The 19,218-nt window shown below is 41.6% G+C and carries 16 protein-coding genes, 2 pseudogenes and 2 riboswitches; of the genes and pseudogenes, 2 read left to right on the top strand and 16 right to left on the bottom strand.

Going from position 1 to position 19,218, the window contains the following annotated elements; genetic code table 11:
• Positions 1 to 23: 23 nt before the first annotated feature.
• From purB to J6600_RS03300, 15 genes and pseudogenes are all read right to left on the bottom strand, one after another.
• Positions 24 to 1,316, bottom strand: a complete 1,293-nt coding sequence (gene purB / locus J6600_RS03370; RefSeq protein ID WP_014417100.1) for an adenylosuccinate lyase — start codon at positions 1,314 to 1,316, stop codon at positions 24 to 26.
• Entirely contained in the window at positions 1,316 to 2,497 is a 1,182-nt protein-coding gene (gene purK, locus J6600_RS03365; protein ID WP_209387961.1) for a 5-(carboxyamino)imidazole ribonucleotide synthase, read from the bottom strand. Before purK ends, purB begins: the two co-directional genes overlap by 1 nt.
• The gene (purE, locus tag J6600_RS03360; protein WP_007609846.1) at positions 2,451 to 2,939 is read right to left on the bottom strand and encodes a 5-(carboxyamino)imidazole ribonucleotide mutase; all 489 of its coding nucleotides are present in this window, start codon (positions 2,937 to 2,939) and stop codon (positions 2,451 to 2,453) included. The genes purK and purE overlap by 47 nt, the downstream gene beginning before the upstream one ends.
• Positions 2,940 to 3,071: 132 nt before the next feature.
• Positions 3,072 to 3,173, bottom strand: a riboswitch (purine riboswitch).
• A 78-nt stretch (positions 3,174 to 3,251) separates the two neighbouring features.
• Positions 3,252 to 3,449 (bottom strand): NETI motif-containing protein, encoded by a 198-nt coding sequence (locus J6600_RS03355; RefSeq protein WP_007609843.1) that lies wholly within the window; start codon positions 3,447 to 3,449, stop codon positions 3,252 to 3,254.
• Positions 3,446 to 4,000, bottom strand: coding sequence for a DUF2179 domain-containing protein (locus tag J6600_RS03350; RefSeq protein ID WP_014469850.1), 555 nt, complete (start codon positions 3,998 to 4,000; stop codon positions 3,446 to 3,448). The genes J6600_RS03355 and J6600_RS03350 overlap by 4 nt, the downstream gene beginning before the upstream one ends.
• Positions 4,001 to 4,123: 123 nt before the next feature.
• Complete coding sequence (locus J6600_RS03345) at positions 4,124 to 4,297, bottom strand: Fur-regulated basic protein FbpA (protein WP_003155777.1); 174 nt, start codon at positions 4,295 to 4,297, stop codon at positions 4,124 to 4,126.
• 138 nt (positions 4,298 to 4,435) lie between these two features.
• The gene (locus J6600_RS03340) at positions 4,436 to 5,218 is read right to left on the bottom strand and encodes a hypothetical protein (RefSeq protein WP_209387960.1); all 783 of its coding nucleotides are present in this window, start codon (positions 5,216 to 5,218) and stop codon (positions 4,436 to 4,438) included.
• Between the two features lie 197 nt (positions 5,219 to 5,415).
• Complete coding sequence (locus J6600_RS03335; protein ID WP_007408891.1) at positions 5,416 to 6,738, bottom strand: NCS2 family permease; 1,323 nt, start codon at positions 6,736 to 6,738, stop codon at positions 5,416 to 5,418.
• Between the two features lie 131 nt (positions 6,739 to 6,869).
• Positions 6,870 to 6,971, bottom strand: a riboswitch (purine riboswitch).
• A 123-nt stretch (positions 6,972 to 7,094) separates the two neighbouring features.
• The gene (locus tag J6600_RS03330; protein WP_209387959.1) at positions 7,095 to 8,537 is read right to left on the bottom strand and encodes a DUF4179 domain-containing protein; all 1,443 of its coding nucleotides are present in this window, start codon (positions 8,535 to 8,537) and stop codon (positions 7,095 to 7,097) included.
• The gene (locus J6600_RS03325; RefSeq protein ID WP_007408889.1) at positions 8,519 to 9,052 is read right to left on the bottom strand and encodes a sigma-70 family RNA polymerase sigma factor; all 534 of its coding nucleotides are present in this window, start codon (positions 9,050 to 9,052) and stop codon (positions 8,519 to 8,521) included. The genes J6600_RS03330 and J6600_RS03325 overlap by 19 nt, the downstream gene beginning before the upstream one ends.
• 316 nt (positions 9,053 to 9,368) lie before the next feature.
• Positions 9,369 to 10,600 (bottom strand): annotated as a pseudogene (locus tag J6600_RS19740) (MDR family MFS transporter).
• A gap of 45 nt (positions 10,601 to 10,645) precedes the next feature.
• The gene (locus J6600_RS03315) at positions 10,646 to 11,194 is read right to left on the bottom strand and encodes an ATP-grasp domain-containing protein (protein WP_245207604.1); all 549 of its coding nucleotides are present in this window, start codon (positions 11,192 to 11,194) and stop codon (positions 10,646 to 10,648) included.
• A gap of 363 nt (positions 11,195 to 11,557) precedes the next feature.
• Positions 11,558 to 11,701: pseudogene (locus J6600_RS03310) on the bottom strand (GMP synthase (glutamine-hydrolyzing)); the annotation flags it as partial.
• 343 nt (positions 11,702 to 12,044) lie between these two features.
• Positions 12,045 to 13,088 (bottom strand): restriction endonuclease, encoded by a 1,044-nt coding sequence (locus tag J6600_RS03305; RefSeq protein WP_209387958.1) that lies wholly within the window; start codon positions 13,086 to 13,088, stop codon positions 12,045 to 12,047.
• A gap of 5 nt (positions 13,089 to 13,093) precedes the next feature.
• On the bottom strand, positions 13,094 to 13,360 hold the full coding sequence (locus tag J6600_RS03300; protein WP_209387957.1) for a helix-turn-helix domain-containing protein: 267 nt from the start codon (positions 13,358 to 13,360) through the stop codon (positions 13,094 to 13,096).
• A 160-nt stretch (positions 13,361 to 13,520) separates the two neighbouring features.
• Here J6600_RS03300 and J6600_RS03295 point away from each other — a divergent pair, with 160 nt between their 5' ends.
• Both J6600_RS03295 and J6600_RS19510 read left to right on the top strand, forming a co-directional pair.
• A complete protein-coding gene (locus J6600_RS03295) occupies positions 13,521 to 15,257 on the top strand; it encodes an Eco57I restriction-modification methylase domain-containing protein (RefSeq protein ID WP_209387956.1) in 1,737 nt (578 codons plus the stop codon).
• A 409-nt stretch (positions 15,258 to 15,666) separates the two neighbouring features.
• Positions 15,667 to 15,897, top strand: a complete 231-nt coding sequence (locus J6600_RS19510; protein WP_245207600.1) for a recombinase family protein — start codon at positions 15,667 to 15,669, stop codon at positions 15,895 to 15,897.
• 1,741 nt (positions 15,898 to 17,638) lie between these two features.
• Here the strand turns inward: J6600_RS19510 and guaA are convergent.
• The gene (guaA, locus tag J6600_RS03285; protein ID WP_014417088.1) at positions 17,639 to 19,180 is read right to left on the bottom strand and encodes a glutamine-hydrolyzing GMP synthase; all 1,542 of its coding nucleotides are present in this window, start codon (positions 19,178 to 19,180) and stop codon (positions 17,639 to 17,641) included.
• Positions 19,181 to 19,218 lie beyond the last annotated feature (38 nt).

Genomic DNA, 19,218 nt, shown 5'->3' with positions numbered 1-19,218 from the left:
AAGCCGCCTCCGGCTGGCTTCTTCTATAAACCTAAACGATCAAAGATCAAGTCGACGTTTTTCAGATGATAATTGTAGTCAAAGCAATCGGCAATCTGTTCCGGTGTGAGACGGGACGTGATTTTTTCCTCCGCTTCGACAAGCTGGCGGAACGGCACTTGTTTTTCCCACGCTTCCATCGCTTTCGGCTGAACCGTGTCATATGCTTCTTCACGAGGCAGACCCGTGTCGATTAAAGCGAGCAGCACGCGCTGAGAGTAGATTAAACCGAGTGTGCGGTCCATGTTGCGTTTCATATTTTCCGGGAATACCGTTAAGTTTTTGACGATATTGCTGAATCGGTTCAGCATGTAATTCAGCGCGATTGTCGCGTCAGGAAGAATGATGCGCTCAGCTGATGAATGAGAAATATCACGCTCATGCCATAACGGTACATTTTCGTATGCCGTCAGCATGTACCCGCGGATCACGCGCGCCATGCCCGTCATATTTTCCGACCCGATCGGATTCCGTTTATGAGGCATAGCCGATGAACCTTTTTGTCCTTTCGCAAAAAACTCTTCCACTTCACGTGTTTCACTCTTTTGCAGACCGCGGATTTCCACTGCGAATTTTTCAATGCTCGTCGCGATCAAAGCCAGTGCCGCCATGTAATCCGCATGACGGTCGCGCTGTAATGTCTGAGTGGAAATCGGCGCCGCTTTCAGGCCGAGTTTTTCACAGACATACTGCTCTACGAACGGATCAATATTTGCATATGTGCCGACCGCGCCGGAAAGCTTCCCGACTTCGATCCCTTCTTTTGCCTGCTTGAAACGTTCAAGGTTGCGTTTCATTTCTTCGTGCCAAAGCGCGAGTTTCAGGCCGAATGTCGTCGGTTCCGCGTGTACGCCGTGCGTGCGGCCCATCATGACCGTGTATTTATGTTCTTTCGCTTTTTCTTTTATAATGTCAACAAATCTCTCAATGTCCTTGAGCAAGATCTCATTCGCCTGTTTTAATAGATAGGAAAGAGCGGTATCCACGACATCTGTTGACGTCAGGCCGTAGTGAACCCATTTTCTTTCTTCGCCTAATGATTCTGAAACCGCGCGGGTGAATGCAACGACGTCATGGCGCGTATCCTGCTCGATTTCCAAAATGCGGTTGATGTCGAAAGACGCGTTTTCGCGCATGACCTTGACGTCTTCTTTCGGAATGACGCCAAGCTCAGCCCAGGCTTCACAGGCTAAAATCTCGACTTCCAGCCATGCCTGGTATCTGTTTTCGTCCGTCCAGATCGCGGACATTTCAGGTCTTGAATAACGTTCGATCATTATGCTCGTCCTCCGTCTCTATTCATCCATATGTTCGTGATGTCCTGAATCCATGTTTCATCAGGCTTCCGCAAAAATGTCATATGCCCCATTTTGCGGCCTTTTTTAATCTCATGTTTTCCGTACAGGTACAGTTTGGCTTCCTTTAAAAGCTCCGTATGCTCCTCCGCAAGCTTCACTTCATCACCGAGCAGATTCACCATCATTCCCGGTTTGAGAAGATCGGTTCTGCCGAGAGGAAGTCCGCAGACCGCTCTGATGTGCTGTTCGAATTGGCTCGTTTCACAAAGGTCGAGCGTATAATGCCCTGAATTGTGAGGACGCGGCGCCAGTTCATTAATCAAGAGGCCTCCGTCTTCCGTGACAAACATTTCCACCGCAAGCGGCCCGACAAGCTCCAATTTCTCCGCGAGCTGAACGGCAAGCGCCTCTGCCCGCTTCTGAACCGTTTCCTCCGCTCTCGCGGGCACGATGCTTTGGAACAGAATATTATTTTTGTGGATATTTTCAGCAGCCGGAAAGGTTGAAATCTCACCGTGCACCGATCTCGTCACGATAACGGAAAGCTCCATCCGGAACGATACCCAGCTTTCAAGTATGCACGTGCCGTTTTCTAACAGCGCACCCGCTTCATCTGTCTGTCCTTCTTCCTTAATGACAAATTGGCCTTTGCCGTCATATCCGCCGCGGCATGTTTTCAGCACCGCCGGGAGTCCCAGTGCCTGAACGGCTTCCTCAAGCTCCCGTCCGCTGTTTACGATCCGATAAGGAGCGACTTGACAGCCTGCTGACTGGATCGCCTTTTTTTCCGTTTCCCTGTTTTGGGTGATGAGCAGCAGCTCGCTTCCCTGTGGAAGATATGCATGTTCTTTGAGCCAGTTGAGCGCCTCGTAATCGATATTTTCAAATTCGTAGGTAATGATGTCACTGACTCCGGCCAATTTTTGAATCGCTTCACGGTCATTGTACTGGGCGGTAATTTCAATATCGGCGATCTGTCCGCATGGCGAGTCTTTCACGGGATCGACGACAGCGACTTTATAGCCCATCTGTTTTGCGGCGACAGCCATCATTTTTCCGAGCTGTCCGCCTCCGATAATGCCGATGACGGCGCCGGGAAAAATCGTTTTTTTATCAGACAAGCTGATCACTGCTTTCCAGCACCGTTTGTTTTGTCGCATTTCTTCTCGCCTCTAGTTTATCCGCAATGTCATCGTCAAATGCCGACAAAATTTGCGCGGCTAACAGACCCGCGTTCACTGCGCCCGCTTTCCCGATCGCCGTCGTCGCGACCGGCACGCCGCCGGGCATCTGTACGATAGACAGAAGAGAATCAAGCCCGTTAAGCGATTTCGTCTGAACCGGTACGCCGATCACCGGCAGCGTCGTTTTGGCCGCCGTCATTCCCGGCAGATGCGCCGCTCCCCCGGCTCCGGCAATAATGACTTTTAAGCCCCTGTCTCTTGCGCTTTCTGCATATTCAAACATCAAATCAGGCGTCCGGTGCGCGGATACCACCTGTTTTTCATAAGGAATGTGAAGTTCGTCAAGTATGTCGCATGCATGTTTCATTGTCTCCCAATCGGAGGTGCTTCCCATGATGATTCCTGCTAGCGGCTGCATTCTGTTCCCACCTTCTCATGCTTTGTTTTTCAGAAAAAAAAGCCCGGCTTATATTGCAACTATGAGGAAGCAATACAAACCGGGCATGGCGCGCGTATCGTCAGTCGTTCGCTTCTGCGATATCCATGTCAGCTGTTTATCACTTTCCTGCATAGTCCGGCCGTTTACGGCAGCCGGGTAGAAACTTATGGGCCATATTCCCAAGATTATATGAGGTCGTGTTTTGATTTCATGTTTATCTTAACAACGGACTTGGATAATGTCAACGACATTATCGAACGATATAAAAATTCTTTCTTTTAATGTTCGTGTTTAGATCAATTTCCCTTCAAATACGATTTTTTTCCCGCAAGGAACGACTTGAATTGATCCATTTTCTTTCTTTTCTGTAAAGATCGGCTCTTCCATCCGCCGGACGGGCATATAACCCTCTTCCTTCATTAAAGTGAGAATGGTGTCAATCGTTTCATCTTCCGTTACTTCAAACCGTTTCTTTTTTGGCTTTGTCATTCCTTAATTCTCCTCTTCTTCACTGCTTTCACCCAGAATCCGCCGTGGATCGTTTTCGGCTCAAAGGCGATAATAAACGCTTTTTCATCAAGCGTTTTAATCGTATCATAAAGCTGAAGCTCATATTTGCGCGGCGTCAGAATCTGCATGGCGGTCCGGTCTCCTTCAAGTCCGCCCGCAACCCAGCTTGTAACCCCGTATCCTTTTTCCCGGAGCTGTTTCGGCAGGTCCAGATCGAGCTCCTTCGTAATGACGTTGACTGTAATATAGCCGAGCGCCAGTTTTTCTTCAATTTTCATTCCCACTATGACGCCGAGGCCGTAGCCGAGCGCATAGGCAATGACGTTTTGAATTTGATTCAGATTGCCGAGCACGAGACTCAGGCCGGTCACATACACAAGGATTTCAATCGTACTGATGCCTGCGGCGAAATAGCGCTGTCCCTTTAATGTCAGAATCATCCTGATCGTAAAGAAAGAGACATATATAATGTTAATGATGAGAATAATGAGAACCATACCTATACTGTTGGATAAAATCGTCTGCATCACTGATTCCCCTCCTCTGATACTTTGAAAAGCATCAATCCTTCAATTAAGGATAGTTTACCCTCTTTTCATCATTTTCAAAAGAAAAAAAAGCCCGCCCCGCAAGGCAGACTGTTAAGCCTCTTATCAGTGAAGCTCGGCTTTTTTCAATCGTTTGACGGCTTCATATTCCTTCTCAAGTTCACTCAGCGTGTACCCGGACAGTTCCTGAACATGGTCTTGATAAAACCCTGAGCGGATCAGTTTTGTCCTCAGGTGCTGTTTTTTCCGATTAATGGCTTCTCGCAACAACGGGGCCATCTTCATCATCCCTTTCCGAATCATAAAGAGTAGTGCCGCTTTCGAATTGCTGTTGCTCTCATCATATCTCGGCCGGGTCCTCAAAACAATACGCTTTATTAGAAAAATTTGTAAACATTGTGAAAGACAAATTTCGACTTATAAAGGGATCAGCGAAGCAGTAAAGTACTCTGAAATGAGCGGCCATGTCACAGCCGTAAAAACGAGCATGATGATGACCGCCGCGGAAATACAGTACATCACGTCAGCCGCAGGCTTTTCAGCCGATTTGTATAGAATCTGCACAAACTGCACCATCGCCGAGGCGGCCATAAACAAGGTCAGCGCCGTAAACACCACGGTGACGACCGGCAGATTCAATATCGCGAAAATCATCCACACGATAGAGCAGGCGACAGCCGGAACCAAAAGCGATCCGACCCCCGCGGCCGCATCCCGCATCGTAATTTTCTGTTTCATCATATAACGTGATACAAGCCAGACCGCGCCGGCCGCAGCGGCAAAAAAGACGAGCGTATACACGAGAACGACAGTAAAGCCGTCAAAAAACGTATGATGCCGCTCCCCGTATCCGAGAGGCCTTTGCTGGCTTGCCCTCAGCTGAAACCAATTTCCGATTGAGAAAAAGATACTGAATACAAGCATTGAAATAAGAGCATATTTAAAGCGGGAAAAGCCGTCTTCCCCAACGACCTTCACCGGTGATGTCAAAATGCGCAGCGCGAAACGGCAATAACGTTTGACCGCGGCCCATGCAGAAGCGAGTTTTTCCGTAAAAGCCGGAGCCGGGCGCCGTTCCTTTACTTTTTTCTTTTGCTTTTGATAACGTCCCGCATTTCTGGACATTCTCGAGAGCGGTTCTTCATCAGTCCCCTGATGCTGTTTTTCTTCTTCCAACGTTTCTTTTCTTTCTTCCGTCATGTCAGCAACTCCTATCAAAAAAATACGGCGGAATTTGTTAAACAAGAAAATAAAACACTTATATAAGGTACCGAAGCGTCCTTAAACAGTCAAGCGGTTTTCTTCACCCGGACACCCACATGACGTTTTATAGTATGTATTGGTTTTACGGAATAGGACAAAAACAAAAAACCGGCTTAACTCAGCCGGTTTTTCCGTTATTTTAAGAAGATGAAATACAGGATAAAGATGACAAACAGCCCGTACATAATCGGGTGAACGCTTTTTCCTTTTCCTTTGCAGATCATTGTAATCGGGTAGAATATAAAACCGATCGCAATCCCCGTCGCAATGCTGTACGTCAGCGGCATCATAATCATCGTTAAGAATGCCGGCACAGCCACCTCGAATTTATCCCAGGCGATCTTACCGAGCGGCGCCACCATCAGCGCGCCGACAATAATTAAAGCCGGAGCCGTCACATTCGTGGTGACAACTGACAGAAGCGGCGAGAAAAACATCGCCAGCAAAAAGAGAATGCCCGTCACAACAGCCGCGAAGCCGGAGCGCGCCCCCGCCGCAACGCCTGAGCTGGATTCAACATAAGAAGTCGTTGTAGACGTACCGAGTACGGCTCCGATAACGATTGATGTTGAATCTGCCAGAAGCGCTCTTCCCGCACGCGGAAGTTTGTTTTCCTTCATCAGCCCGGCCTGTGTCGCTACAGCCACCAGCGTTCCGGCCGTATCGAAAAACCCGACGAACAAGAAAGTTAAAATGACAATCAGCATTTGGACGGAGAAGATATCCGGAAGATGCATCCACGCCTGTCCGAAAGTCGGCGCAAGACTCGGCACGCTGCCGACAATGTGCGTCGGAACCGGAATCAGTCCGCAGACCATGCCGGCAACCGCCGTCAGAAGCATTCCGATAAATACGCCGCCGTTTACGCGAAGCACCATCAGAATGACAGTCACAATAACACCGAAAACCGTCAGCAGCACAGGGCCGCTGTGAATATTGCCGATAGACACCAAAGTCGATGAGTTCGCTTCAATAATGCCCGAACCCTGCAAACCGACAAATGTGATAAACAAACCGATACCCGCGCCGACCGCCAATTTCAGCTCAGGCGGAATCGCATTAATGATTTTTTCCCGCAGTCCCGTCAGCGAAAGCGCCACGAAGATAATTCCGGAAATCAAGACGCCGGAAAGCGCAGCCTGCCATGAAATCCCCATGCCGAGGACGACAGAGAAAGCAAAAAACGCATTTAATCCCATACCCGGCGCAATCGCGATCGGATACTTTGCAATGAGCCCCATTAAAATACAGCCGGCCGCAGACGCCAAGGCTGTAGCGGTGAACACCGCGCCCTGATCAATTTTTAATGCTTCCGGAAATCCCTTCACACCGTTTAAAGACAATGTCAGCGGATTGACGAACAGAATGTACGCCATTGACAAAAAGGTCGTTAAACCGCCGATGATTTCATTACGATAGCTTGTCCCCAGCTCATCAAACTGAAAAAATTGCTTCAAGCCAATTGCCTCCTTCATTCTCTCCCATTTATTCTGCCCGTTATCCGCCAAATAAAAAACGCCCCAAATACATTTGGGACGCTTGACTACATACGTTCAGTCTGAATAAATAAGAATGGATTATTTATATCAAACGATTGAGATTGATCCGTAGTCAAGCCATTTACGGTAGCTTGGTAGAAACTTGCGGGCCATATCCCCGCCATTATACGATATCTGCATATTTGATTTCTGAGTCTATTGTATCAATTCAATTTTGAAAACTCAATAAAAAAAACGAACAATCCCGGTAAAAAAATTTGGTTTATTCGTTAATTGACCAAAAATGGAAGACGGCAAAAGCCGCCTTCCAGACATCAATTTCCGTCCGCAGGCCGAACCGGCACCGCGAATGTGATCCCCTTATCATCCGCCAGCAAGTTCATAACCGTTTGATTGACGTACAAAGCGTATGAATCGAATGAGAAATCGCGCAACGAATAGTCTTTATTGGATGAATCATCCAATTCAAAAACGGATTCCATTTCACCCGTTTTAAGGTTCGTGACTTTCGCCTTATTTCCTTTCAGATAATAGCCTTTTTCATACTCATTAAGCGATGGCCAGGTTTTCATTTTTTTCGTATTGCCGAGACCGATTGACTCACCGACATTGATCAGCTGATCTTCATCCGCCTTGCTGTAATTGATTCCGGTGAATTGATAATCGACGATTACCCGTCTGCCTTGCTGTTTGATCTTTTTGATGGTGATGCCGACATGATGATGTTTCGTTTTATAACTGACGGGCAGTTTTGTTTTCAGAGGCATGATTTCTCCCGGCTCTGGTTCTGTTTTTATATCGCCCGTTATGAAAAGTGTTTTCGCTTTCGGGTCTATCGGTTTGCTGAATTGAGTTTGGCCGCGTATTCTTTTCCCGCCGCCCGGAAGATTCTTTCTGCCGCCAAGTTCAATATTCGACGCCGTCATTTCATAATGGTTTCCGGCATCATCCGTTGCCTCGTAAATCGAGATGGCATCATTTTTGGCTGCATCATAGAAGTCGATAGAATACAGGAGAGCCGATCCCGTCGTTCCGTTTTCCGCCCGGATATCGAAAAAGCGGTATAATCCGTGATTTACATTCACAGCTTTCGTTCCTTCAAGAGAAACGGACTTTTGTTTTTTAATAGGGAGTGTAAAGCGCCAGTTTCCCGGGATGTCCTTGATTTTTGTAATGACAAGCGGAAGCTTATCACCGTCTTTCAGCTTTGAGCCGTCCGTGAACAGGCGAAGCTGCCCCGCGTACCGTCCGTCTTTCATTTTTTTCATATCACTGTTGTCATAATCCTCTGCTAACATATTCCATGGATCTTTATAATCAACTTGAAAAGAGATGCTCTCCTCATCTGATTTCAAATTGTCAACGGTAAAATTGTAAACGAGCTGTCCGCTGTCGTAATACACACTTTTCACTGTCACCGTGATTCCGCGTGATTCCGCTTTCTCATTCAGTTTTGTCACCAAATTGCTTTTAAACAGCGCAGAACCTGCCTTATCCTGAAACAGACTGTAAATTTGTCCGGCAACAGGAATGTTTCCCATAGCCGTATTAACGGAGGGCATGAATAAGCCTGAGGACAAATACAGAATAAACAAAGCAGCAGCAACCGCGAGTCCGTTTATCAGTTTTCTTCCCCATCTCCGTCTGACGGCGCCTTCTTTTCCGGCACGGACAGCGGCGCTGTGTATCACATTTTTCAATTCAGCTTTCGGCACGTCAATGTCCTGATACAATTGCTTCATTTGATGCTTTTCCATATATGTTTATCCTCCTTTTCCAGCTCCTGCTTCAATGCTTTTCTCGCCCTGTGCAGATGCGTTTTTACAGTGCCTTCCGCCATACCGGTCTGTTCAGCGATCATAGCAATCGAGAAATCTTGAAAATAATAAAGCTGAATGGTCAGCTGTATATGTTCGTCAAGCGTTTCCAGGGCATTCCGAAGATCTATGTATTCTTCAATGTTCTTATTCTCCGCGCGCGTATCATGTTGCGGCTCAAACGGGATGACGTCACCGTGCTTTTTCCTCATCGCAAAAATCGTATGAAGCAAAATCCGGATCAGCCACGTTTTAAAATATTTCGGCTCCTTCAGCTGCGCGATATGAAGAAAAGCCTTGTAAGCCGTTTCCTGAACAGCGTCCAGCGTATCTTCCTTGTGATGCAAATAGAGATAAGCTGTTTTATATAAAGTCTCCTGATGAGCTGTGATCAGTTTTTCAAAGGCTGCGGCATCACCTTTTTTCGCCTTTTTAATCAATCGTTCTTCCTTCACCTTATCCACCTCCTATGCTGTTAGATATGAATCAGGGCAAAACGGTTTCAAAAAGATGAAAAAAACGCCTCAAAGTCTAATTTCGGATAACAACGATCCGTTTTCAAACTTGAAGGTGTTTTTTATTTGTCTCATCTTATGGTGTCAGTCCCTTAGATTAATACCTTCTTTGTTCGCCGTTCACTCTGTATTCCTCTCCCCAAAAATATAAACACTCTTGTTTCCCATTCTGATGGGTCGCTGCTGAAAAGAAAAAAGCCTTTAAACCTTTGAGGTTCAAAGACTTTGCCATTAATTCTTCATTGTGTTAAAACATTTAACTCCTATGAGATTCTGTTACATCAACTTTTGAACGTCCGCTCTTATCAAGATGTTTTTTTGCCAAAAATAAAACCGGAATTCCCGAGGCTGTCGTTATAAAAATGATCAAAAACATATAGAAGGACCCGTTTACACCAAAAAAGGAAAGAAGAATCCCTCCCAGCCAAGGACCGATTACATTTCCTAAACGGTTAAAGCCTGCTGCTCCAAAGTATGTCCCTTTGAAGCCTGGTTTTGCAATTTCATCCACCAGCATATCAACCATCGAAAAAATCAAAACTTCCCCTATTGTGAAAAACACGACGATAGAGCCCCATATGAATGGGTTGGACGATAGCGAAAAAAATAATAAACTGAAACTAATTAAAGCATTTCCCAGAATGATTGAATGAATCGGCGGGAACTTTTTCATGATATTCACAATAGGGTATTGAACGATTAAGACGACAATTGCATTCAAAGCTAAAAGCCATGAAAATATGGTCACCCCGTCCTCTATTTTGGCGGCAAAATATTGGGGCAATGTTGTAGAAAAGTGCGCATATCCGGATATTGATAATATCACTCCAAGTAATGTGATAAGAAAAACCTTGTCTTTCCTTGTCACATTAAAAGCCGTAGCAATAGTCGTTTTATTTTCTTTTCGATTGTTCTCGTCTAATTTAAATTTTCGGAATGAAAATACGAGAGATAGACCATAAAGAAAATATGTAAAACCTGGAACAGAAATGGGAGAGCCGTCTTGGCAGCTCCCAATCTAAGGCCTAAAAGAGGACCGAAAACTACGCCGATATTGATCGCAGTATATCGCAAATTAAACATCTTCAAACGATTTTCTTCTTTGCTTATATCGGATAATAATGCTCTTGACGCCGGTTCAAAGATAGATTGACACAGCCCGTTAAGCGCATTGATGACAAAAAATGCGAGTACACTATCTGCAAACATAAAACTTACAAAAACAAGCGCCCAACAAAATACAGACGTTATCATCACAATTTTCCTGCCAAAAAGATCAGACAAATACCCTCCGTAAAAGCTCATTACAATCCCAGCCAGCGAACTTACTGACACAATGATGCCGGTTAAAGCAGGAGAAACACCTTTTACTTGTGTTAGGTAAATAGAAAGGAAGGGAATGCTCATCGAGACTGACATTCTGCTAAACAAGGTGCCTAAAATGATATTCCAGCCCACAGGGTGAATTCTTAATCGTATGCCTTTCAAAAAACCACCTGCCTAAACATTAGATGCAGATATAAAGAGGCTCGTTTAAGCTTTCAGCGCTCTGTTATACCTTAACTGCCAGTTGGCGCGATTTAAATCTTCAGGCTTTGATATTCGGAATACGCCTTTACTGGCAGAAGCACCCACAGGTTTAACGATCAATGGGTATTCCATATCAATGCTTGCATGATATAATTCGATCCAATTTGTAAATTTGAAATATTTTGGATGAGGAACTTGTGCGCGGTTCAAACATTGACGCATCTTCCATTTGTTTCGAGCCCGTTCTGCCGCTTCCACCGGACTGCCCTTTAAGTTAAGTTCCCGGGCAGTTACCGCCACCGGAACCACATCTCTATCCCAGAATGTAATGACTCCATCAAAAGGATTTTCTTTGGCAGTTTCCTTCAGAACAGCTATAGTCTCATCAATCTGATAAGTATTTGCGGAAATGTAATGGTCAACGAATGGCCGCGACCATTCAGGCAGTTCAGGGCCGACAACAGAAACCGTCAAGCCCAAATTTTTAGCAGTCTCCAAAGTAGAAATTTTTTTAATATAAGTAGCATTAAAAAATAAAATATGTTTTTCCATCCTTCCGAGCCTCTTTCAACATTTTTTTCTGCAAATTAGAAACCTTCTGCGTTTCTAAAGAACTGAATGCAGAAGATAAAAAAACCCCTTGGAAAACACAAACCATCATATGTTTTATTTGTATATATTCATAATAACATACATTATTTGTTATTAAATGAATATTTTATGAATTCAGTTTTATTAGAAAAATTGAAATTATAGGGAGAATATTAGGAATACAACTGATTAAAAAACTCGAATATATAAAAAACTGCTGCACATCTTCTCCGGTGTTAATGATAAAAGGCCCATTATTCCTAGAACCATGTAAATTAAAAAAGCCTCAAATCTTTATAAATAAAAGATTTGAGGCTTTTCTCATTATTCCCACTCAATAGTTGCAGGCGGCTTGCTCGTAATGTCATACACGACGCGGTTGATGTGTTTCACTTCATTGACGATCTGTGTCGAAATCACTTCAAGCACATCCCAAGGGATACGCGCCCAGTCAGATGTCATGCCGTCGTAGATAACAAAACAAAGCTATCACATCAAATGGTTATAATAAACAAAGTGGAGGTATTGATTAACCTTGCTTTTCCTTTTTTTGTACCTACTCAAAGTCCTCAGGACATGAAGCCTTGTGGCGTTCCTTGTCTATTGCCTCATTAGGTGGTCTATTGTCAAAGTGCTTTTTATACAGTTCACTTAATAGCTTTATACGTTCTCCATTCTCCATTTCTTCATGGTTTTTAATGCCTCTATTTCTGTCATATTTGTCATTGCAGTGACACGCCCAAAAAGTAACAGTTGATAGCTTGTAATTCCGTAAAAAAACACCACCAATTTAACTGGGGTTTTGTTGGTTTTATAAAAAATTTGCTGGTAAAGGAATCTGTAATTTTTTGTTTACTTTCATTCCACCGAATTGTGTAAAGTATGTAAAGAAATTCTTTCCTGTTACAAGATAAAATTTTGTTATGACTACTTCATCCTGTTCTACTTCTCCATAAAAAATGGCGTAACGAACATCACACATACGAACATTTTGGGCATCAATTTGTGGAATATCCAATACTCCCTCATTACTAGGTAAAAATAAACCTAAGTCGATTGTAGGTGATGTTTGTAATTTCACTTCTAATAACTGGTGCTTTACATCAGGAAACTTGCCATCATCTTTAAAGGAAGAATACCCTAATGCTTCACATACAAGTCCATGGAGAACACCGCCACGATTTCTTTCTTGTAAGGCACCCATATATAGGAAACTTCTTCCTACTAATGTTTGCAAACGTAGATAAATTTCATTTATAGGCATTAATTCTCCTAAAGCTGGGTATTCAGTAGGCCGGGTATGGCGGTCAAAACCTCTGTAAGTAGAGGTAATTCCCTGTAGTTCATACGTATCTGTTTCAGATAAAAGTTTAACATTATCAGGTATTCCCACTAATCTAGCCTGGTATTTCTGAGTTAGTTTCCTTGTTTTATCTAATTCTGATATTATATCACCTGTCACAACCTTAATTTTTGTTATAATATCTTCCTCAGATATTCTTATTAGTACATAGCGACGGGAAGGAGAAACTTCTTCATTCCATATTTGCAGATTATTAGATTTCTGAGTATAAACGTCAAAGTTTTGACACAAAAAGCGAGGCTGTGTTTTCTTGAATGATTTTGGTGGTATATATCCTAAGGCTTTACAAACCTCTTCTTTTACGATTTTAGAACGTGTTCGTAATGGTAGTCCTTCTAAGTTTAGTCCTACTAAATGATAACTTAATAATTCCTCTAATTCACTGGAAGGTATCCAATAATTCGTGTCGCCTATTGGAACTGCGTCATAAATGTTTAAGTCACTTGATAAAATATTGTCTTTAATTTTTTGGGCTAATGGTGATAAAAACATAAAAATCACTCCTTATTATTCGATTCTTCCACCAAAATATCGCTTACAGATACCTCTAATGCGTCAGCGATTTTTTTTAGATTTAAAACTGTAAGATTTCTTTCTCCCCTCTCTATTCCACCGATATAAGTACGGTCTAAATTAGATTTGAAGCCTAACCTTTCTTGTGACCAGTCTTTTTCAACTCGAAGCTGTTTGATTTTCCTTCCTAAAGCATTGAGAAATTGCTGTTCTTCTTTCTTGTCAATTGGAGAGAAATATTTTTTATCCATACCTTAATTATCCAACCTCCACTCCACAAAATCGACGGACTATACGTATCATTAGGATTATAATAAGTATCATCCTGGTGTTAATACGTATTATTTCTTTTATGGAGAAATTTTATGAGATAGTGTAAAATCAAATGTAGGTTTATTGGAGAGGTGTAAAATGACAAAAAGTTTAGCTGAAAGAAAAGAAACAGGTTCTCATTATACGTCCAGTGATTTATCAAAATATATGGCTAAAAAGCTTCTAAAATATGCTGAATTTGATGGTTCTGGAGAAAAGCAATCCATATTAGACCCTTCTTGCGGTGACGGTGAGTTACTTAAAGCAATATGTAATGAAATTGGCACTGAAAATTTAGATGTGATTGGAATGGATACCGATAATGAGGCTATTCATAAAGCAAGCAATTATTTAAGTGCCTCGAATAACAATAATATTCATCTTTTCAACAGTGATTATTTAGAACTGTTTGAAGGTAACATAGAGTTTGATTTATTCTCGGATATTAAAACGAGAGAGGGGTTCTGGTGTTCCGACGAGGAAGAGGACGGCTTAAAGAAAGTCGATATGATTATTGCAAACCCTCCTTATGTTAGGACACAGGTTTTAGGGGCAGACAAGGCACAAGGTTTAGGAAATAAGTTCAACCTAAAAGGAAGAGTTGATTTATACCATGTTTTCTTAGTGGCTATGACAAAACATTTAAAAGAAAATGGCTTAATCTGTGTCATTACATCTAATCGTTATTTAACCACCACTGGTGGAAAAGACATCAGAAAGTTTTTAGATGAAAATTATGAAATTCTTGAAGTAATTGATTTAGGAGATACAAAATTATTTGAAGCTGCGGTATTACCAGCAATCTTTATAGGTCGAAAAAAGGAAAAAGATAAAAAAAAGAATAATGAAAAAGTAAAGTTTTTCCGAATTTACGAAAACTCAACTATTGACACATCAGAAGAATGTAGTTCTATATTTGAAATACTATTAAAAGAAGGGTCTGGCTTTTTTCAAGTCGAAAAAAAGAAATATGAGGTTACAGTAGGATTTTTAAAGGTGCCTGAAGATCCTAAGGAACTTTGGGTAATGGCTTCTAAAGAAGATAACGAGTGGTCTGATAAGGTAAAATCCTATGCCAAATATTTTTTTGGTGATGTATTCCATGTAAGAGTTGGGATTAAAACAACAGCTGATAAGGTTTTCATTAAGAGGAATTGGGGAAATTTAGAGGATCCCATACAGCCAGAAAATGAAGTGCTAAAACCTTTAATATCCTCAGAAAATACAAGTAAGTGGAATTTGCCAAATGAAGTGGAAGATTTAAAGGTACTCTATACACATGAAGTGAAGAATGGCAAAAGACAAGCTATTGATATTGAAAAATACCCAAAAGCTAAAGCGTATTTAGAAAGTCATAAAGAAGTATTAGCTGGAAGGAATTATGTTATAAAGGCAAAGAGAAACTGGTATGAAATATGGGTTCCTCAAAATCCCGAAGCATGGTCAGCACCAAAAGTAGTATTTCCTGATATTAGTTCCGAACCTAAATTCGCTGTTGATACTAATGGATATTTAGTTAATGGGAATTGTTACTGGCTGTCCTTGAAGAATGAAACAAATACAGATTTATTATACTTAGCAGTGGCGATAGCCAATTCAAAATTCATGACAAGATTTCATGAAATCGAATTTCAGAACAAATTATATGCGGGGAGAAAAAGATATTTAACTCAGTATGTAAAAAATTATCCACTACCAGACCCAAATACAGATCACTCACAACGGTTAATAGAATTAGGAAAAATATTAAGCGCTAATGAATTAAGTGAAGAAGAAGTAAAGACATGTGAAATGCAGATTGAAAACGAGATTCAACAAGCTTTTGGGTTTTCATAGAAACATTCCTTTTCTAAAGGGGTGTTCTTTTTTGAGGATAAATACATCCACTATTAATACATTTAAGGAAAAGTCTCTTAAAAGAATAGTCTAAAAAGGTACACCATATTAGACGGTTATAAAGAAATCTAAACAACGTCTATTTATATAAAAAATAAACCTTTATAAAGTCTAAAAATAAATTTAGCTTTATGTACAATCACTGTATATTATGTCTATCGAGAAAATAACAAATAAAAGAACGCTGGTTTAAATAATGACAGGCACTTCATTCACTATGTACGTGTATCTTCTATAGAACAGAATTTGGATAGACATATGAAGCATTAAAAGGCTATATAACGGACGAGAAATATATTTACAGTGATAAAGCTAATGGTAAGGTATGAAACGTGAGGGGTTTCAGAACTTGCTTAAAGTTATGAGAAAAGACGACATTTCGTTTATCAAGTCTATTGACCGTTTAGGACGTAATAAGGAACTCATTAAACAATATTTGGAACATTTTAAAAGAGAAGGTATTAGAGTTAAAATAATTAACCTTCCCACCACTATACAAGACGTTCCTGAGTGTAACGAGTGTGTTATAGATATGATTAACAATATTATTATCAAGGTTTATACTTCATTCAATGGCTGATAAGGAACGTGTGGGTATTAAACAGCGACAAAAAGAGGGGATTGCTGTTGCTAAATCTAAAGGCAAGCATCTAGATAGACCAGTGCTAGAACTCCCTAAAAAGTGGAAGAAACTATATAAACAGCGGAAAGTTGACAAAATTACATATATGAAATTTTATGTAAACTATAATCATGAAAAAGGCAACCTTCTATCAAAAAATATGAGGCTACACTGTAACAGGTGTTAGCCCTTTTTATTTGTGCGAAAAAAATATTCCTAAGGCTGGTGTGTAAACAAGGAATACAAGCGTTATTTTGCACAGAATTGCACAACAAGAAAAAGACAAACAATTCCAAAAAAACCATTCATATCAAGGGTTCTAAGTTAGCTAAAATCATTTTCAAAAAGTCCCTGTAGTCGGTGGCTGATCTTATTCAGTTTATTTAGCGTGAAATCGAAGTTCGATTTACTTATTAGTACCTAATGAGAGTAGGTGGCTTTTTAATTTCATGATTTAATACTTAATTGAATGGAACAGATTTAACAATGCTAATGGCTAATCGCTCTCCTTCTTCAACTCTAAAGGTAACGGCTGAAAGTATTTCTGTATGGTCATTTTTTGCAATTAGTAATGAATCATCATTTTTATTTCTTGATGTTTTTGAATCTTTATATGCTTGTTTAGCATCATTACATTTAGAATAATGACTTTCTATGTTACAAATAAATCTTTGTCTTGCACATCAAAATTTCTATATTCTTTTTCCACTAGTACAACACCTCTTTAACTTTTTAATCATACAAGCACCTTAGTTCAAAGGTGATTCTATTCTTCCTGGTTCTAGAATTGTCTCTGTTAAAGACCTCTCAAATAATTAGAAGTGATTTGCGTATAATAATGCCCCACCAAACGACTTAAAATGTAGATGTTTAACCCATTCTTTAATTACCTTGTGGGCAAAATAGTGTCTATAATCATGTGGCGAACACCTTACTTCTTTTCCTACACCAGCATTTCTACACTGTTCTTTTAAAATCTTACTAATATAAGAACCTGAAATCTCAACTTATTTAAAGCTTCATATTTCGTCATATATCTTCATATTAACTTCGAAATATAGATTAATCGCTGCTTTGAACCTTTACCGTGAATAACAATATGACGTACTGAAACATCACACACCTTAATGCTGCAAAGTTCACTTACGCGTATGTCAGTATCAAAGAAAATTAAAATCAGTTTGTCCCTGACATTCGAATACGTTTCTTCTTGAACATTGCGGAAATCCTTTTTACTTCTCATCTGTAAACGTATGAATAATACGCTTCTCCCTTTTTAGGTATTTAATCCTTTCGCATTGGGTTCGCCATTTCACCTAACCAACCAACATCAACTAGTTCATTAAAAATAAAAGCAGTGTTGCGATAATTGCGTTAATTGTAATTGCTTTTTCAATACCTGCTTGCTGACAATGGCGAATATACTGTTTTAGTGTATTGGCCCTACTTGTTCTAGTTCTGTCGCTTGATATTCAGATTCCACGAACTTTCTCCAGCGTATATAAATCATCAATCATTTCAAATAATTTAGTCAAATAAAAAAACTCCCTTCTACTTAGTTTTTGAAACTAAATAAAAGAGAGTTTAAATTAACATATAGTTAGTTGCACGTTAGAAGTGATTTCACTATCTAAGAACACACAATAAACGTTGATACATCAACATTCAAAGCGTATCAGCAACCTTATTTTTCACAAGGTTATTCCCACTCAATCGTTGCAGGCGGCTTGCTCGTAATATCGTACACAACTCTGTTGATGTGTTTCACTTCATTGACGATCCGTGTCGAAATCACTTCAAGCACATCCCAAGGGATACGCGCCCAGTCAGATGTCATGCCGTCAATTGATGTTACGGCACGGATACCGATTGTGTAATCATACGTTCTCGCATCTCCCATGACGCCGACGCTGCGGATGTCAGGAAGAACCGTGAAGTACTGCCAGATGTCGCGCTCAAGACCGTGGTTCGCCACTTCTTCACGCAGAATCGCGTCTGATTCACGAACGATCTCAAGTTTTTCTTCCGTTACTTCGCCGAGTACGCGGATGCCAAGTCCAGGACCCGGGAACGGCTGACGCCATACGATATCATCCGGGATGCCGAGCTCTGTGCCGAGCGCGCGCACTTCATCTTTGAAAAGAGTGTTCAGCGGTTCGATCAGTTCAAATTGCATATCTTCAGGAAGTCCGCCGACATTGTGGTGCGATTTGATCGTTTGCGCAGTTGCCGTTCCGCTTTCAATAATGTCTGTGTAAAGCGTTCCTTGCGCAAGGTAGTCGATTCCTTTCAGCCTGTCCGCTTCATCATCAAATACGTAAATGAATTCGTTGCCGATGATTTTGCGTTTTTGCTCAGGATCAGAAACACCTTTCAGCTTGTTTAAGAATCTGTCTTTCGCATCAACTTTAATGACATTCATATTAAAGCCTTCGCTGAACGTTTTCATGACGCCTTCCGCTTCGCCTTTGCGGAGAAGGCCGTGATCTACGAAAATACAAGTCAGCTGGTCGCCGATCGCTTTATGAATCAAAACGGCTACGACAGAAGAATCGACTCCGCCGCTCAAAGCGCAAAGCACTTGTTTGTCTCCGACGGTTTCGCGGATTTTTTGCATTTCGATTTCGATAAAGTTTTCCATTGACCATTCGCCTTTACATTCACAAGGCCCGAAGACAAAGTTTTTCAGAAGGTCATTTCCGTATTCTGAATGACGGACTTCCGGATGGAACTGAACACCGTACCATTTTTTGTCTTTTTTGCTCATCGCCGAGTTCGGGCAGTGATGGCTTGTCGCGTCTACCGTAAACCCTTCCGGCACTTGTACGACTAAGTCGCCGTGGCTCATCCAGACAACTTGTTCTTCCGGAAGATCTTTGAACAAGTCAGGAGTTCCTTGAATCTGAATGTTCGCTTTTCCGTATTCGCGCTGGCTTGCCGCCTCGACTTTCCCTCCGAGGTAATGAGTCATCAGCTGCATGCCGTAGCAGATGCCCAATACAGGAATATCAAGTTCAAAGATTTTTTCATCACAGCGGAAAGACCCTTCATCATATACACTGTTTGGTCCGCCTGAAAGGATAATTCCTTTTGGATTCATTTCTTTGATTTCCTCAGCTGTCAACGTATGGGGATGCAGCTCGCTATATACGCCAAATTCACGGATCCGGCGGGTAATCAGCTGGTTATACTGACTGCCGAAATCAAGAACAAGAATCATTTCATTCACTAACTTCGTCATGGTTGTCACCTAATCTCCTCTAAGTTTTTGACACAGAA

This window comes from Bacillus sp. LJBV19 (assembly GCF_017797845.1).
In the GTDB taxonomy this organism is placed as follows: Bacteria; Bacillota; Bacilli; order Bacillales; family Bacillaceae; genus Bacillus; species Bacillus velezensis.
This window is presented reverse-complemented; position numbering and strand designations above follow the sequence as displayed.

Bases quoted from the DNA above. Each gene is read 5' to 3' on its own strand.
- purB (WP_014417100.1), bottom strand. From the start codon at position 1,316: ATGATCGAACGTTATTCAAGACCTGAAATGTCCGCGATCTGGACGGAC.
- purK (WP_209387961.1), bottom strand. From the start codon at position 2,497: ATGCGACAAAACAAACGGTGCTGGAAAGCAGTGATCAGCTTGTCTGAT.
- purE (WP_007609846.1), bottom strand. From the start codon at position 2,939: ATGCAGCCGCTAGCAGGAATCATCATGGGAAGCACCTCCGATTGGGAG.
- J6600_RS03355 (WP_007609843.1), bottom strand. From the start codon at position 3,449: ATGACAAAGCCAAAAAAGAAACGGTTTGAAGTAACGGAAGATGAAACG.
- J6600_RS03345 (WP_003155777.1), bottom strand. From the start codon at position 4,297: ATGGCCCCGTTGTTGCGAGAAGCCATTAATCGGAAAAAACAGCACCTG.
- J6600_RS03340 (WP_209387960.1), bottom strand. From the start codon at position 5,218: ATGACGGAAGAAAGAAAAGAAACGTTGGAAGAAGAAAAACAGCATCAG.
- J6600_RS03330 (WP_209387959.1), bottom strand. From the start codon at position 8,537: ATGGAAAAGCATCAAATGAAGCAATTGTATCAGGACATTGACGTGCCG.
- J6600_RS03315 (WP_245207604.1), bottom strand. From the start codon at position 11,194: ATGGAAAAACATATTTTATTTTTTAATGCTACTTATATTAAAAAAATT.
- J6600_RS03305 (WP_209387958.1), bottom strand. From the start codon at position 13,088: ATGTTTTTATCACCATTAGCCCAAAAAATTAAAGACAATATTTTATCA.
- J6600_RS03300 (WP_209387957.1), bottom strand. From the start codon at position 13,360: ATGGATAAAAAATATTTCTCTCCAATTGACAAGAAAGAAGAACAGCAA.
- J6600_RS03295 (WP_209387956.1), top strand. From the start codon at position 13,521: ATGACAAAAAGTTTAGCTGAAAGAAAAGAAACAGGTTCTCATTATACG.
- guaA (WP_014417088.1), bottom strand. From the start codon at position 19,180: ATGACGAAGTTAGTGAATGAAATGATTCTTGTTCTTGATTTCGGCAGT.